Origin of the sequence: Paracidovorax valerianellae, from assembly GCF_900102625.1 — a bacterium.
Classification (GTDB): domain Bacteria; phylum Pseudomonadota; class Gammaproteobacteria; order Burkholderiales; family Burkholderiaceae_C; genus Paracidovorax; species Paracidovorax valerianellae.
In genome coordinates, this window is sequence record NZ_FMZC01000019.1 from 56,187 (window position 1) to 71,669 (window position 15,483).

Genomic DNA, 15,483 nt, shown 5'->3' on the forward strand with positions numbered 1-15,483 from the left:
CCTACACTTGGGCGCATGAGTCTGCTGATCCTCGGAATCGAATCTTCCTGCGATGAAACCGGCGTGGCGCTGGTGCAATCGCCTACCGGCGACGGCCTGCCCACGCTCGTCGCCCATGCCCTGCACAGCCAGATCGACATGCACCAGGCCTATGGCGGCGTGGTGCCCGAACTGGCCAGCCGCGACCACATCCGCCGCGTCCTGCCCCTCACCGAAACCGTGTTGGCCGAATCCGGCCGAAGCCTGGCCGATGTCGATGTGGTCGCCTACACGCGCGGCCCCGGCCTGGCCGGCGCGCTGCTGGTGGGCGCCGGCGTGGCGTGCGCCCTGGGCGCCGCGCTCGACAAGCCCGTGCTGGGTGTGCACCACCTCGAAGGGCACCTGCTGTCGCCGTTTCTCAGCGCCGACCCGCCCGAGTTTCCGTTCATCGCACTGCTGGTCTCCGGCGGGCACACGCAGTTGATGCGCGTCGATGGCGTGGGCCGCTACGAAATGCTGGGCGAAACCATCGACGACGCCGCCGGTGAAGCCTTCGACAAATCCGCCAAGCTGATAGGCCTGGGCTACCCCGGCGGCCCTGCGCTGTCGCGCCTGGCAGAGCAGGGCGACCCGGCCGCCTTCAAGCTGCCGCGCCCGCTGCTGCACAGCGGCAACCTCGATTTTTCGTTCGCCGGCCTGAAGACTGCCGTGCTCACCCAGGCCAAGAAGCTGGGCGACGACCTGCCCGCGCGCAAGGCCGACCTGGCCGCGAGCACGCAGGCCGCCATCGTCGATGTGCTGGTCCGCAAGACCATGGCGGCCCTGCAGCAGACCGGGCTGCAGCGCGTGGTGGTGGCCGGGGGCGTGGGCGCCAACCGGCTGCTGCGCGAGCAGCTCAACGCCGCCTGCGCACGGGCCAAGGTGCGGGTGCATTACCCCGAGCTGCACCTGTGCACCGACAACGGCGCCATGATCGCCATGGCCGCCGCCATGCGCCTGCAGGCCGGCCGCCAGCAGGCCAATCGCGACTACGCATTCGACGTCAAGCCGCGCTGGCCGCTGGACACGCTGCAGTAAAGCGGTAGTCTTTCGGCGGTTGCGCCGGGCACAAAAAAACGCCCTGGCGTTTCGGCCAGGGCGCTCGGGGCGCTGCTGAAAGCATCGCGGTGAATCCAGCGGTGGATTTGTCGGTCAGCCAGATCCTTCGACGCGACCGGGCGCTGCGTGCTGCACCGCCCGGCCGGGCATCTTCAAGCGATGGCCAGTTGCGTGGCGCGGCTTTCCGGCACGACCTTGCCCAGCACCAGCGTCAGCACGCCGTTTTCGAGCTTGGCCGAGCTGGCCGCCACGTCGATGTCGGCAGGCAGTTCCCAAGCGCGTTGCACCTGGCGCGGCGCGCCTTCCACGCTGGCCAGGCGGACCTGGTTGCCTTCGATGGTCAACTGCAGCTGGTCACGGCTGAGGCCGGGCAGGTCCATCTGCAGGGTGACGGTTTTTTCGTCCTGCTGGACGGTGTAGCCGGCAGCCACCGGAGCCGACAGGGTATGGTTCAAAAAGCGCTGCAGGGCCACGTCCGCGGAGCGAGGGGCATTGAAAGCGGAGCGACGGATCACAGGGGCGAAAATCATGGAAAAAACTCCTGAAACACAGTGTTTTCGCGGCTCCCGGGTTGTTCGCCGCATGGTCCACAAATGTGTGTGGGAGATCGCATTTCAAGGGCTCGACAGCGCGCAGATCGGCGCCGAACATGCATTGAATCGGCCTGGGGATTGCTGCCGTTTTTACAAGGTGCCGTCGCCGAAACGCGCGCCATCGGAACCCGCGCGGCGCTGCCGCATCCCATGCGCAACCACTGCCGCGCCGGTTGCGCGGGGTTACACCCCTTTGTCCGGATGCGTCTTTCGCAGCCTTCACAATGCACGCTGATCAGGGAACCGCCATGCCAACTTTTCGTTCATCACCTTCCAACCTCATGTCACCGCGCCGTCCCCGCACCGTCTTCGTCTTCGCACTGTCCGCCGCGCTCGTCGGCACCCTGGCCGGCTGCGCCAGCAGTTCGGTCCCCGGCCTGGACCGCGCACCGCGCTTCGATCCCGATGACTTCGACAGCGCCAGCATGCACACGCGCCACATCAACGCGCCCCAGGCCCGCGTGTGCGAGGGCGCCCGCCGCGCGCTGTTGAGCCAGGGCTACCTGGTGAGCACGGCCAGCGCCGAAGTGGTGGCCGGCCGCAAATACTTTCAGCCTTCCAGCGACATCCACTACGAAGTCGAAATGCGCGTGGTCTGCGCCACCGAGGGGGGCGACAAGACGCGCACCGCCGCGTTCGCCAGCGCGCTGCAGGACCGCTACGTGATCAAGAAGATCAACAACTCCGCCTCGCTCGGCGTGGGCGCGCTGGGCTCAGTCTCGCTGCCGTTTTCGGCGAGTGACGACACGCTCGTGAAGGTCGGCAGCGAGACCGTGACCGACCCGCGCTTCTACGACCGCTTCTTCCAGCTGTTCGATCGCTTCGTGCCCGCCGCCCGCGAGCAGGTGGGCCAGCCGTCGCCCGCCGTGCCGCCCACCGCTGCCAACGAAGCCGCGAAGAAAGAGGCGCGCGAATCCGGCGAGGTGCACGAAATGCTGCCCATGCCCGTCACCATTCCCGCCCCGCGGCCCCCGGCCGTCACTGGCTTTCCGCTGCCGCCGGCCGCGGCCGCCAGCCAGGAAGCACCTTCCGCGGCCCCGTCCGTAGCACCGGCTGCGGCACCGGCTGCGGCCACACCGTCCACGACGGCCCCGTCTCCCGATCCCGCCCCGGCACCGGCGGCCGCACCGGCCAACTGATGGCCTGAGTCGGCGCACGGCGATCGCCCATCGCCGTGCTGCTGCGCTCCGATACACTGCGCGCCTTTCCATCCCGGGCGTCTGGCTTCCTTGTGGCGGCACCGCCCACAGGACCGCTCGCATGACCTTTTCCCCTTTCCGCGCAGCCCCCCGGGCGCGCGCCGTTGCCATGGCCGCTGCCGCCCTGGCTTGTATGGCTTTGACCGCAGCGGGCGCGACCCACGCGGCCTCTGCCGCAGCCAGCGCTTCGGCCACCCAGACGACCCCCGCCCGCAAGAGCGCCGCGCCCACCGGCGCCCCCATCAAGGTCGCGCTCATCGAAAGCATGTCCGGCCCCTTCGCCAATACCGGCGAGGCGGTGTTCCGCAACGTGCTGTGGGCCACCGAGCGCGTGAACGCGCGCGGCGGCGTTCGCCTGCCCACCGCGGCCGGCGGTGCCCGCCCCCTGGTGATCGAGCGCTACGACAGCAAGGGCCAGAACGAAGAGGCCCTGTCCGCCCTGCGCGCGGCCATCGACGACGGCGCGCGCATCATCCTGCAGGGCAACTCGTCGGCCACCGCCGCCGTGCTGATCGAGGCCATCAACAAGCACAACGAGCGCGAGCCGGGCAAGCGCGTGCTGTTCCTCAACTACTCGGCCGTCGATCCCATCCTCACCAACGAAAAGTGCAGCTTCTGGCACTTCCGATTCGACGCCCATGCCGACATGCGCATGGCCGCCCTCATGGACGTGATCCGCGAGGACAAGGCCCTGAAAAGCGTGTACCTCATCGGGCAGGACTACAGCTTCGGCCAGGCCGTGCTGCGCGAGGCCAGGAAGCAACTGGCCGCCCAGCGCCCCGACGTGGCGGTGGTGGGCGACGAACTGCACGCCGTCGGCCGCGTGAAAGACTTCGCCCCCTACGCCGTGAAAATCAAGGCCAGCGGCGCGCAGGCCGTCATCACCGGCAACTGGGGCAACGACCTCACCCTGCTCGTCAAGGCCGCGCGCGAGGTCGGCTACGAAGGCATGTTCTACACCTTCTACGGCAACGCCCTGGGCGCGCCGGCTGCGCTCGGCGATGCTGGCGTGGGCAAGGTGGTGGCCGTGGCCGACTGGCTGCCCAACGTGCCGGGCGCGCAAAGCGAGGCGTTCTATCAATCCTTCCGCCAGCGCTTTTCCCAGCCCGCGGACGACTACGTGCACATGCGCATGCAGCTCATGGTGGAGACGCTGGCCCAGTCCATCGAACGTGCCGGCACCACCGACACCACCGCCGTCGCCCGCGCCATGGAAACCGCCCGCGTGCAATTGAACGGCCAGTCCGGCACCATGCGCGCGGCCGACCACCAGTTCCAGCAAGCGCTGGCCGTGGGCGTGATGGACCGGCAAGGCGCACCGGGCGTGCGCTTCGACGTGGAAGGCTCGGGCTACGGGTTTCGCGTGGTGCGGCAGATCGCGGCGGAGAAGGCGGAGCAGCCGCAGAGTTGCAGGATGGTGCGGCCCTGAAGCAGGGCGCAACCCAGGGCCGTGAAGTCAGGCTGCGAAGTAGTTCGCAGCCTGATGCTGCCTGCAGCGCCGGTTAAACGCCGCCGCCTACCCCTTGATCCGCCGCAGCACCACCGGTGCGCCATCCGCGGCATTCCCCTTGCGCAGCACCAGTACCTCCCCCGATGCCGGATACACCCCGGTCAGCGCGGTGATGTTGACCTGGTGCGTCACCCACACCTCGACCTGCCCCGCAGGCACGGCCGCCAGCGCTTTTCGCAGCGCAGCCGTCTGCGCGCCTTGTGTGTCGCCCCCTTCGAAGAACGAGTTCAGCGCCTCCCAGGGCTCCACCTTGCCGAAGGCGAGCGTGGCGGTGTCCAGGCAGCGGCACCAGGCGCTGGACCGCACCCGTTGGGGGGCCGCCAGCCCCTGTTGCTGCAGCAAGACCCCGATGCGCTTGGCCTGGGCGCGCCCTTCGGCGCTGAGGTTGCGCTGGGTGCTGCATTGGCCCAAGGCGAAGCCCGGCGGGTCGCCGGTGCCCGGATCGGTCTGCGCGTGGCGCATGAGCAGCACGGTGCCGGGCTCGCTGGCAGCAGCGGCGGCGGCATTGGCAGAGGCGGTGGAGAGCAGGCCTGCCATGCCGGCGGCCCATCCCAGGTGAAGGAGTTGACGGCGTTGCATGCTGGGCATTGTGACCAGCCCTGGAGTGCCGCAGGGCGATGGGCTGCGCGGCAGTAGGGGCACCGCAAGTGGGGCACACCGCGCCGGTGGCGATGCGCTCAGCGGGCCGCGTTCACCTCGCGCCCCAGTTCGATCACGGCCATGGCGTAGTAACTCGACCAGTTGTAGCGGGTGACGGCGTAGAAATTCTCGGTGCCGGCGAAGAACACCGGCGAGCCCACGCCGTTCTGCAGTTCCACCAGCGCCAGCGGGCCGGTGTGCGTGGCGCCGTCGCCTTGCACCAGCGCGCCCAGTTCGGCCATGCGGGCGACGGTGAAGGTGGGGAGGATGTCCGGTGCAAGCAATTCCTCCAGGCGCAGCCGCGCGGGATCGAACTCGACCGCGTAGTGCGTGGGCATGCCGGTGGTCCAGCCGTGGCCCTTGAAATAGTTGGCCACCGAGCCGATGGCATCCGCCGGGCTGTTGAACAGGTCGATGCGGCCGTCGCCGTCGAAGTCCACCGCGTAGCGCGCCCAGCTGGAGGGCATGAATTGGCCCAGGCCCATGGCCCCCGCGTAGCTGCCGCGCGGCTCCAGCGGGTCGGCGTTGGTGCGCTGCATGAGGCTCAGGAACTGCTCCAGCTCGCCGCGAAAGAACGCCACGCGCTCGGCCGCGCGCGGGTGCGCCATCGGAAAGTCGAACGACAGCGTGGCCAGCGCGTCGATCACGCGGAAGTTGCCCATCTGCTGGCCGTAGATGGTTTCCACGCCGATGATGCCGACGATCATTTCTGCCGGCACGCCGTACTCGCGCTCGGCGCGGGCCAGGGTGTCGGCATGGTCGCGCCAGAAGCGCACGCCAGCGCGGATGCGCACCGGCTCGACGAAGCGGCTGCGGTAGGCGCGCCAGTTCTTCGGCGTGCCCGGGGGCGCTGGCAGCATCAGCCGCGGCACCTGGCTCAAGAGGCGCGCCTGGCCGATGGCCTGGCGCACCCATTCGCGGTCCAGGTCGCGGCGGGCGGCCAGGTCGTCGGCGAACTGCATGGCGTCGGCGCGCTGGTCGTAGAAGATCGCGGGCGCGGCGGCCGCAGCCGCAGCTGCGGCGCGGGGCGGGGTTTTCTTGGCGGGTTTCTGGGCGATGGCGCCGGTTGCGAGGGCGGCTGCGGCGATCAGGACGAGTGCGTGGCGAAGAAGGGATGCGGGCATGTAAAGGGTCAAGGGGTGGCGGGCGCGCGCGCCGGCCAGGGCAGGTGGCGCATTTCGCGCCGCAGGTCGGCCAGGGCGCTGGCCGGTTCGGGGGCGTAGCGGGTGTGTTCGAGCCGCAGCAGCCAGTCGGCCACCGGGGCGATGGCGGCATCGCCGAACTGCGCCCGGGCGCGCTCGGCCATGGCGCGCGGCGGCAGGGTGGCGGCAAGGGGCAGGCCGGCACGGGCCAGCCGTTCGCGGGCATGGGCGAGCAGGCGCAGCCAGGGGTCGTGCTGGCTGCGTTCCCACAGGGTCCAGCCGGCGCCGATCAGCGCGGCCAGCGCAGCCAGGCCGCCCAGCGCCTGGGCCAGGTCCTGCCAGCTGGGCGATTCGATGCCGAGCGCCTTGAGCATGTCGAGCTGGCGGCTTTGCGTGTAGTTGAGCACCCACTGGTTCCAGCCGTTGTTCACGGCCTCCCACACGGCGCGCATCTGCTGCAGCATGCCGCGGCTGATCATGGTGTCCATGGCGTTGCCGAACACGCCGCGCGGCGCTTGCAGGCGCTGGAACGCGCCCACGCGGCCGGGCGACACGGCGCCGGTCGGGTCCACGCGAACCCAGCCGCGCCCTTCGAACCACACCTCGGCCCAGGCGTGGGCGTCGCTCTGGCGAACGGTCCAGTAGCCATCGACCCCGTTGCGTTCGCCGCCTTGGTAGCCGGTGACGATGCGCGCGGGAATGTCCATGGCCCGCATCAGCACGACGAAGGCCGAGGCGATGTGCTCGCAAAAGCCTTCCTTGACGTCGAACCAGAACGCGTCGGCCGTGTGCTGGCCGTACACGCCGGGCTCCAGCGTGTATTGATAGCCACCGGTGCGCAGCCGGTCGAGCGCGGCATTCATCAGCGCCTGCGGGCCGCCGGCGGTCAGGCGCGGGTCGGCGAGCATCTCCTGGGCCATGGCGCGGGTGCGGGGGTCGAAGCCGTCGGGCAGTTCCACGTAGGCGCGCATCTGCCCGGCGTTGCGCTGCTGCGGGCCGTGGGTGAAGCGCGGGTAGCTCTCGGCCCGGTAGCGCAGCACTTCGTTGACCGGCCGGCTGGCGATCCATTGCAGTTCCTGCGACATGAAGGCGGAGAGGCCCTCGGGCAGCTCGGGCCGGTCCTTGGCCGCATCGAGTGTGAGCAGCCAGGGACGCCGCAGCGGCTCCAGCGTGATGGCGTAGCGGATGGGCTCGCCCTCGGTCTGCAGGCGGGCAGGGGCCGGCGGGCGCCAGGCCGAGGCGGGCGCGCCGGGCTGCCCGATGGCGAACCACTGCCGCCCATTGAAGGCCGTGAGCACCGGGCCGCGGAAGTACAGCTCGCTCTGGGGCGGCGCCTCGCCGCCGGGCGTGTCGAACCGCACGCGCATGGCCACGGTTTCGTCCAGCGCCAGCGAGGCGACGTTGCCGATCTCCATCTCGCCGGACAGGCCGCTGCGCCCCGAAGGATTGTCGTTGGGCATGCCCCACAGCGGCGCCATGCGCGGGAACAGCAGGAACAGCGCCAGCATGATGGGCGCGCCCAGCAGCGCCATGCGGCCCGCCACGCGCATCGAATGCGCCAGCGGCGGCCGGCCAACGGGCATGTGCGCGTTGACCAGGGCGGTGAGCAGCCCCAGCAGCGCGATCAGCATGGCGGTGGCCGTCACCAGCGACTGCGAGAAGAAGAAGTTGCTGAGCATCGTGAAGAAGCCCAGGAAGAAGATCACCATGGCGTCGCGCCGCGCGCGCAGCTCCAGCGTCTTGAGCGCCAGCAACATCACGATGAGCGTGACGCCCGCGTCGCGCCCCACGATGGTGCGGTGCGACACCAGCGTGAGCGCCACCGACACGACCAGCAGCCCGCCCGTCACCCAGCGGCCCGGCAGCGGCCGCCCCTCGATGGCCAGCCAGCCGCGCCACGCCAGCACCAGAGCGGCCAGCACCGTCGTCCACACCGGCAGGTTGCCTACCTGCGGCGCGATCACCCACGCGATGACGACGACCAGAAACAGGGTGTCTCGCGCCTCGCGGGGCAGCGTCGTGAGCGTCTGGCGCAGATTCATGCGCGGGCGCTCCCGAGCGTCGGCAGGGCGCCGAAGGGGCTGAAAACAGGGTTGCTACTATTTTTGTAGCAGTGTTCCCTAGTGGTTATTGCGCTGGAAGGCATTTTGATCATGAAGGTGGTACGCCCGGGGCTCAGCACATCGCCAGCGCTTCCAGGCAGCGGCGTCGGTGGGCCGCTCCGCTGTCCTGGGCGATTTCGCCGCTGGGCAGGCGCAGGCCGTATTCCACGCCCAGCCGGTCGGCCTGCAGCACCCAGGCGGTCAGGCGCGACAGGCGGGCTTCCGGGTCGCTCAGGCCGGTGACGGCGGGGTCGAGCCACAGTTCCTGCCGCTGGGCCTGCTGGGCGTCGCGGCTCACCAGGTCGTCGGTGCCGGTGGCCAGCGACTTGGCGGCCTTCTTCCACACCACCAGCTTGAGCGGGTCGCCCCGGCGGTAGGCCCGCACACCGTCGAATTCGCCGATGCCCTGCGTGGGCGTGCTGCCCGCGCCGCCAGCGCGCGGTTCGCCGGCGGGCAGGGGCGGCGGCGGTACCTCGGGCTGGGGATAGACCAGCACCTGTGCGGCCGGCCGCCAGATCGTCCAGACGCGGAAAGTGCCCAGCGGAAACCGCGTTTCGGCCGTTAGCGTGGGTGCCTCGTGCAAACCGCGCCGCGTGGGCTGGTAGGCCACCTGCACGGTGGCCGAGCCTTCGGCGGGCACGTCGGTCCAGACCCATTTGGTCGCCTTGCCGCCGCCGTGCACGGCCACCGCGATGCCGTGGCGCGCGGTGCGGCGCGTGTGGCTCAGTTGCACCTCGAACGCCGTGCTGCTGCCCAGGAACTGCGGCTCGGGCGCGACCAGGTGCAGGGTGAGCCCGCGCAGCGTGCCGTGGCAGATGTGCACGCCCACCACGGCGCTGCCGGCCAGCAGGAAGGTGAGCAGATAGCCCAGGTTGAGCTGGAAGTTGATGGACGCCACCAGCAGCACCAGCAGGGTGAGCGCCAGCATCCAGCCTGCTCCGGTGGGCAGGATGTACACGTTGCGCTGGGTGAGCGTGACGGTGTCGGTGCGCTTGATGCGCGTCTGCCACCAGCGCTGCCAGCGCCGCTGCAGCACGCCCAGCGGCCAGGGCGCCGGGCGGGGAGCGTCCGGCGTCGGCGAGAGAGAAGAGGAGGCGGCCGGCATGGAGGGCTAAAAGAGAAAGAGGCGAAGAGGACGGCGGAGTCGGGCAGGGGACGGAAACGGGCGCCGCGCTACGGCAGCGGCACGGCATCCACCATGGCCCGCACCTGCTCCACCGCGCCACGCCCCGCATCGCCCACGGGCACCAGGCGGTGGGCGATGGTCTGGGGCAGCACGGACTGCACGTCGTCGGGCGCCACGTAGTCGCGCCCCGAGATCAGCGCCTGCGCCTTGGCCGCGCGCACCAGCGCGATGCCGGCGCGTGGCGACAGGCCCTGCAGGAACCACCGGCCCGAGCGGGTGGCGGCCATCAGGTCCTGCACGTAGTTCAGCAGCGGGTCGGCCGTGTGCACGGCCAGCACCTGCTGCTGCAACTGCTCCAGCTCGTTGCCCGACAGCAGGGGAAGCATGCTGTCCACCATGTCGCGGCGGTCGGCCCCGGCCAGCAGCAGCCGTTCGGCCGCACGGTCGGGGTAGCCGATGGAGATGCGCATCAGGAAGCGGTCCAGTTGCGACTCGGGCAGCGCGAACGTGCCCAGCTGGTCGTGCGGGTTCTGCGTGGCGATCACGAAGAACGGATGGGGCAGGGCGCGGGTCTCGCCCTCGACCGACACCTGCTTTTCTTCCATGGCCTCGAGCAGCGCGCTCTGGGTCTTGGGGCTGGCGCGGTTGATTTCGTCGGCCAGCAGCACCTGGGCGAACACGGGTCCGGGGTGGAACACGAAGGATTCCTTGCCGCGCTCATACACCGAGACGCCGGTCAGGTCGCTTGGCATCAGGTCGGCGGTGAACTGCACGCGTGAGAACTGCAGCCCGAAGGTGCGTGCCAGCGCGTGGGCCAGCGTGGTCTTTCCGACGCCGGGAACGTCCTCGATCAGCAGGTGGCCGCCGGCCAGAAGGCAGGCCACGCAGTCCTGGACCTGGGCGCTTTTGCCCACGATCACCGTGTTAAGCTGGTCCAGAAGCGACTTGATTTTGTGCTGTGCTTGCATGGCGCGACGTTATCCGAAAAAAGTACGAGGCAACGGGAATGACTGTGGGCAGGACAGGCTATTTCACCCATCGGGAATGCTGGAAGCACGAGATGGGCCCAGGGCACCCCGAGTGTCCTGCACGGCTGGATGCCATCGAGGACCGACTGCTCGCCACCGGCGTGGCCGACGCGCTGGAGCGCATCCAGGCGCCCGAGGCCTCGCTGGCCGACATCGAACTGGCGCACGACCGCCGCCATGTGGACGCCCTGCGCGGCATGTCCGAGCGGCTGGCCGAAGAGCTGCTGGCCGGCGGCCCGGCCCACGCGCAGGTCGATCCCGACACCTCCATCAACACGCACACCTGGGGTGCCGCGCTGCGCGCCGCGGGTGCGGCCCTGGCCGCCACCGACGCCGTGATGGCCGGCGACCTCGAAAACGCCTTTTGCTGCGTGCGCCCGCCCGGCCACCACGCCACGCGCGACAAGGCCATGGGCTTTTGCTTTTTCAACAACGTGGCGATCGCCGCGCGCTACGCGCTCAAGCGCCATGGCCTGCGGCGGGTGGCGGTGGTGGATTTCGACGTGCACCACGGCAACGGCACCGAAGACATCCTCTCGGGCGACGACCGCGTGCTGATGGTGGGCATCTTCCAGCACCCGTTCTACCCCTACAGCGGCGACCGGGACCCGGCGTCCAACATGCTCAACGTGCCCGTGGCCGCCTACACGCGCGGCATGGACATCCGCGAACTGATCGAGATGCTGTGGATTCCGCGGCTGGAGGCCTTCAAGCCCGAGATGATCTTCGTGAGCGCCGGCTTCGACGGCCACCGCGACGACGATATGGGCCAGCTCGGCCTCACCGAGCAGGACTACACCTGGATCACCCAGCGCGTGAAGGACGTGGCCCGCCGCTACGCCAAGGGCCGCATCGTCTCGTGCCTGGAGGGCGGCTACATGATGGACGCCCTGGCCCGCAGCGTGGAAGCCCACGTGCGCGTGCTGGCCGATCTTTGATTCGCTCCATTCTCTGAATACCGCCCAGCACGGCCACCGCATGACGAACCCCTCCGACACCACCGCCCCGAGCCCCCTGGCCGTGTCGCGCGATGCGCGCGGCGTCGTCACCCTCACGCTGGACGACCCGGCGCGCTTCAATGCGCTGGGCGACGGCATGCTGGCCGCGCTGCAGCAGGCGCTGGGCGACGTGGCCCGGGACGAGACTGCCCGCGTGGTGGTGCTGGCCGCCAACGGCAAGGCGTTCTGCGCCGGGCACAACCTGAAGGACATGGCCGCCCACCCCGACAAGGCGTGGTACCAGAAGCTCTTCGCCCAGTGCAGCCGCATGATGCTGTCGATCCAGCAACTGCCCGTGCCGGTGATCGCGCGCGTGCAGGGCATGGCCACGGCGGCGGGCTGCCAACTGGTGGCGCAGTGCGATCTGGCCGTGGCGGCCGACGACGCCACGTTCGCCACCAGCGGCATCCACTACGGCCTGTTTTGTGCCACGCCCAGCGTGCCGCTGGTGCGCAACGTGCCGCTCAAGCGCGCCATGGAAATGCTGCTGACCGGCGACTTCATCGACGCGCGGACGGCGCAGGCGCAGGGCCTGGTGAACCGGGTCGTGCCGCAGGGGCAGCTCGATGCCGAGGTCGAGACGCTGGTGCAATCCATTCTGGGCAAGCCCCGCGTGGCCGTCGCCATGGGCAAGGCACTGGTCTACCAGCAGCGTGAACTGGGCGTGGAAGCCGCCTACCAGCTGGCCGGCCAAGCCATGGCCACCAACATGATGGACGCCGCGGCGCAGGAGGGCGCGCGCGCCTTCGCCGAAAAGCGCACACCGGCGTGGAAGAAGCCCACGTCCTGAATCCGCTCACAGCGTTCACGGCGCTCACGCCGCCGACGCCGCAGCAGGCTTCTCCGGTGAACGCCCAGCGGCGCCTGCCGATCTCCGGGCCGCCGAGGGCGGCCTCCCACTTCTTGTTCTGACTGCCGATGGAAATCTTCGACAAGCTGTCGCGTGACTTCAGCAACTCCAGCACCTGGCTGGAAATCGCCGTGCTCGCGGCCTGCATCGCGCTGGCGTACCTGCTTTGCCGCACGGTGGGGCGCCAGCAACCGGCGGACTCGGTCTGGTTCGGGCGACGCACCATCGACGGGCTGATGTTCCCGCTGCTCTCGCTGGCGCTGGTCGCCGGGGCGCGGGTGGCGGTGGAGCTGTACCAGCCGGTGTTCCTGCTGCGGGTGGCGGTGCCGGTGCTGACATCGCTGGTGCTCATCCGGTTCTTCGCGCGGGTGCTGACCACGGTGTTCCCGCGCTCGGCGGCGATGCGGCTGGTGGAGCGCATCGTGTCGTGGTTCGCCTGGGGCGTGGCCTTGCTGTGGATCGTCGGGCTGCTGCCGCTGGTGCGCCAGGAACTGGAGGGCGTGTCGCTGGCGTTCGGCAAGTCGCAGGTGAGCCTGCTCATGCTGCTGCAGGGCGTGCTCTCGGCGGGGCTCGTGCTGGTGCTGGCGCTGTGGGTGTCGTCCACGTTCGAGCGCCGGGTGCTGGCCCGGTCGGTCAACGACCTGTCGATGCGCAAGGTGGCGGTGAACGCCACGCGCGTGGTGATACTGGCGATCGGCATGCTGTTCGCGCTGTCGGCCATCGGCGTGGACCTGACGGCGCTGTCGGTGCTGGGCGGCGCGGTGGGCGTGGGCCTCGGGTTCGGGCTGCAAAAGCTCGCCTCCAACTACGTGAGCGGCTTCGTCATCCTGCTGGAGCGCTCGCTGCGCATCGGCGACAACGTGCGCGTGGACGGCTTCGAGGGCCGCATCACCGACATCAAGACGCGCTACACCCTCATCCGCGCGGGCAACGGGCGCGAGTCCATCGTGCCCAACGAAACGCTCATCACCCAGCGGGTGGAAAACCTCTCCGATGCCGACCGCAAGTTCAACGTCACCACCAATATCGTGGTCGGCTACGACAGTGAAGTGGCTCAGGTGCAGCAGATCCTGTGCGATGCCGCAGCGGCCCAGCCGCGCGTGCTGAAAGAACCGCAGCCGGTGGCCTACCTGGTCAACTTCGCACCCGACGGGCTGGAGTTCAGTTTGAACTTCTGGATCAGCGACCCCTCGGCCGGCTCGGTCAACCTGCGCTCGGCCATCAACATCGCCATCCTGGACGGGCTGCGCGGCGCGGGCATCGACATTCCCTATCCGCAGCGCGTGGTGCAGATCCGGGGCGAGGCCCTGCCGGCCGCCAGCGCCGGCGCTGTCCCGGATGTGCCAGCGGCAACGCCGCAGCATCCGCCGGCCCCATCGTCTGGCCTATAATTCCGAAAAAAGCACGATCGTTCTTTTTGTGGATGGGCGGCATTCCACGGCTCTGGCAGGGGTATGCGCCAGGGGGTGCGGAATAGAATGTTTCGGTTTACGTTAACGTCAATTAATCAACAACTCTAGGAGCCGCAGCAATGAAGGTTTTGGTCCCTGTCAAGCGCGTGGTGGACTACAACGTGAAGGTCCGGGTGAAGTCGGACAACACGGGTGTGGACATCGCGAACGTGAAGATGAGCATGAACCCCTTTGACGAGATCGCCGTCGAAGAGGCGGTCCGCCTGAAAGAAAAGGGCGTGGTGACCGAAGTCATCGCCGTCTCCTGCGGCGTGGCCCAGTGCCAGGAAACGCTGCGCACCGCCATGGCCATCGGCGCCGACCGCGCCATCCTGGTGGAAACCGCCGAAGAGCTGCAGCCCCTGGCCGTGGCCAAGATCCTGAAAGCGCTGGTGGACAAGGAGCAGCCCCAGCTCATCATCCTGGGCAAGCAGGCGATCGACGACGACGCCAACCAGACCGGCCAGATGCTCGCGGCCCTGGCCGACCTGCCCCAGGCCACCTTCGCCTCCAAGGTCGAGGTGAGCGGCGACAAGGTCAACGTCACGCGCGAAGTCGATGGCGGGCTGGAGACCATCTCCCTCACGCTGCCGGCCGTCATCACGACCGACCTGCGCCTGAACGAGCCGCGCTACGTCACCTTGCCCAACATCATGAAGGCCAAGAAAAAGCAGTTGGACACCATCAAGCCCGAAGACCTCGGGGTCGATGTCAAGCCGCGCCTTAAAACCCTCAAGGTCTCCGAGCCCCCCAAACGCGGTGCCGGCATCAAGGTGCCCGACGTCGCCGCCCTGGTGGACAAGCTCAAGAACGAAGCAAAGGTGATCTGAACATGACAGCCCTCGTAATTGCCGAACACGACAACGCCAGCATCAAGCCCTCCACCCTGAACACCGTCACGGCCGCAGTGGCCTGCGGTGGCGACGTGCACATCCTGGTGGCCGGCAACGGCGCCGAAGCCGCCGCCCAGGCCGCCGCGCAGATCGCCGGCGTCGCCAAGGTCATCCACGCCGACGGCGCCAGCCTGAAGGACGGCCTGGCCGAGAACGTTGCCGCCCAGGTCCTGGCCATTGCCGCCAACTACAGCCACATCCTGTTCCCGGCCACCGCCAACGGCAAGAACGTCGCGCCCCGCGTGGCCGCCAAGCTCGATGTCGCGCAGATCAGCGACATCACCAAGGTGGACAGCCCCGACACCTTCGAGCGCCCCATCTACGCCGGCAACGCCATCGCCACCGTGCAAAGCAGCGATGCGACCAAGGTCATCACCGTGCGCACCACGGGCTTTGACGCCGCCGCTGCCACCGGAGGCTCTGCCGCTGTCGAGAAGGCCGATGCCGCCGCCGACACCGGCAAGAGCAGCTTCGTGGGCCGCGAAGTCACCAAGAGCGACCGCCCCGAGCTCACCGCCGCCAAGATCATCGTCTCCGGTGGCCGGGCGCTGGGCAGCAACGAAAAGTTCACCGAAGTGATGACCCCGCTGGCCGACAAGCTGGGAGCTGCCATCGGCGCCAGCCGCGCGGCGGTGGATGCGGGCTACGCGCCCAACGACCTGCAGGTGGGGCAGACGGGCAAGATCGTGGCGCCGCAGCTGTACATCGCGGCGGGCATCTCGGGCGCGATCCAGCATCTGGCGGGCATGAAGGACTCCAAGGTGATCGTTGCGATCAACAAGGACCCGGAAGCGCCGATCTTCAGCGTGGCCGACTATGGCCTGGAGGCCGATCTGTTCACGGCCGTGCCGGAACTGGTCAAGGCGCTCTGACCG

14 protein-coding genes are annotated in these 15,483 nt (G+C 69.1%); 8 read left to right on the plus strand and 6 right to left on the minus strand.

The window, feature by feature from the left end; genetic code table 11:
- The first annotated feature begins 15 nt into the window (after positions 1 to 15).
- The gene (tsaD, locus tag BLT03_RS21205; protein ID WP_092745763.1) at positions 16 to 1,056 is read left to right on the plus strand and encodes a tRNA (adenosine(37)-N6)-threonylcarbamoyltransferase complex transferase subunit TsaD; all 1,041 of its coding nucleotides are present in this window, start codon (positions 16 to 18) and stop codon (positions 1,054 to 1,056) included.
- Between the two features lie 173 nt (positions 1,057 to 1,229).
- Here tsaD and BLT03_RS21210 read toward each other — a convergent pair whose 3' ends face one another.
- Positions 1,230 to 1,607 (minus strand): Hsp20/alpha crystallin family protein, encoded by a 378-nt coding sequence (locus BLT03_RS21210; protein WP_092745764.1) that lies wholly within the window; start codon positions 1,605 to 1,607, stop codon positions 1,230 to 1,232.
- 311 nt (positions 1,608 to 1,918) lie between these two features.
- Here BLT03_RS21210 and BLT03_RS21215 point away from each other — a divergent pair, with 311 nt between their 5' ends.
- Both BLT03_RS21215 and BLT03_RS21220 read left to right on the plus strand, forming a co-directional pair.
- Positions 1,919 to 2,809, plus strand: coding sequence for a DUF2242 domain-containing protein (locus BLT03_RS21215; RefSeq protein WP_092745765.1), 891 nt, complete (start codon positions 1,919 to 1,921; stop codon positions 2,807 to 2,809).
- 193 nt (positions 2,810 to 3,002) lie between these two features.
- Positions 3,003 to 4,298 carry a branched-chain amino acid ABC transporter substrate-binding protein gene (locus BLT03_RS21220; RefSeq protein ID WP_434802425.1) on the plus strand — a complete coding sequence of 432 codons (1,296 nt, stop codon included), beginning with the start codon at positions 3,003 to 3,005 and terminating at the stop codon, positions 4,296 to 4,298.
- 87 nt (positions 4,299 to 4,385) lie between these two features.
- On the opposite strand, the gene BLT03_RS21225 is transcribed toward BLT03_RS21220, so the two are convergent.
- The 5 genes from BLT03_RS21225 to BLT03_RS21245 all read right to left on the minus strand — a co-directional run bounded on the left by BLT03_RS21225 (position 4,386) and on the right by BLT03_RS21245 (position 10,356).
- Positions 4,386 to 4,958 (minus strand): histidine phosphatase family protein, encoded by a 573-nt coding sequence (locus tag BLT03_RS21225; RefSeq protein ID WP_245711494.1) that lies wholly within the window; start codon positions 4,956 to 4,958, stop codon positions 4,386 to 4,388.
- Between the two features lie 98 nt (positions 4,959 to 5,056).
- Complete coding sequence (gene mltB, locus BLT03_RS21230; RefSeq protein ID WP_092745768.1) at positions 5,057 to 6,142, minus strand: lytic murein transglycosylase B; 1,086 nt, start codon at positions 6,140 to 6,142, stop codon at positions 5,057 to 5,059.
- 8 nt (positions 6,143 to 6,150) lie between these two features.
- A complete protein-coding gene (locus tag BLT03_RS21235; RefSeq protein WP_092745769.1) occupies positions 6,151 to 8,202 on the minus strand; it encodes a transglutaminase TgpA family protein in 2,052 nt (683 codons plus the stop codon).
- Positions 8,203 to 8,335: 133 nt separating this feature from the next.
- Positions 8,336 to 9,367 carry a DUF58 domain-containing protein gene (locus BLT03_RS21240; protein WP_092745770.1) on the minus strand — a complete coding sequence of 344 codons (1,032 nt, stop codon included), beginning with the start codon at positions 9,365 to 9,367 and terminating at the stop codon, positions 8,336 to 8,338.
- A 68-nt stretch (positions 9,368 to 9,435) separates the two neighbouring features.
- Positions 9,436 to 10,356: an AAA family ATPase gene (locus tag BLT03_RS21245; RefSeq protein ID WP_092745771.1), complete on the minus strand. Its 921-nt coding sequence runs from the start codon at positions 10,354 to 10,356 to the stop codon at positions 9,436 to 9,438.
- A gap of 38 nt (positions 10,357 to 10,394) precedes the next feature.
- Here BLT03_RS21245 and BLT03_RS21250 point away from each other — a divergent pair, with 38 nt between their 5' ends.
- The 5 genes from BLT03_RS21250 to BLT03_RS21270 all read left to right on the plus strand — a co-directional run bounded on the left by BLT03_RS21250 (position 10,395) and on the right by BLT03_RS21270 (position 15,480).
- Positions 10,395 to 11,354 carry a histone deacetylase family protein gene (locus tag BLT03_RS21250; protein WP_092745772.1) on the plus strand — a complete coding sequence of 320 codons (960 nt, stop codon included), beginning with the start codon at positions 10,395 to 10,397 and terminating at the stop codon, positions 11,352 to 11,354.
- A gap of 40 nt (positions 11,355 to 11,394) precedes the next feature.
- The gene (locus BLT03_RS21255) at positions 11,395 to 12,204 is read left to right on the plus strand and encodes an enoyl-CoA hydratase (protein ID WP_092745773.1); all 810 of its coding nucleotides are present in this window, start codon (positions 11,395 to 11,397) and stop codon (positions 12,202 to 12,204) included.
- Positions 12,205 to 12,332: 128 nt separating this feature from the next.
- Positions 12,333 to 13,655, plus strand: a complete 1,323-nt coding sequence (locus tag BLT03_RS21260) for a mechanosensitive ion channel family protein (protein ID WP_092745774.1) — start codon at positions 12,333 to 12,335, stop codon at positions 13,653 to 13,655.
- Between the two features lie 140 nt (positions 13,656 to 13,795).
- Entirely contained in the window at positions 13,796 to 14,545 is a 750-nt protein-coding gene (locus tag BLT03_RS21265; protein WP_092745775.1) for an electron transfer flavoprotein subunit beta/FixA family protein, read from the plus strand.
- A 2-nt stretch (positions 14,546 to 14,547) separates the two neighbouring features.
- Positions 14,548 to 15,480 (plus strand): electron transfer flavoprotein subunit alpha/FixB family protein, encoded by a 933-nt coding sequence (locus BLT03_RS21270; protein ID WP_092743548.1) that lies wholly within the window; start codon positions 14,548 to 14,550, stop codon positions 15,478 to 15,480.
- Positions 15,481 to 15,483 lie beyond the last annotated feature (3 nt).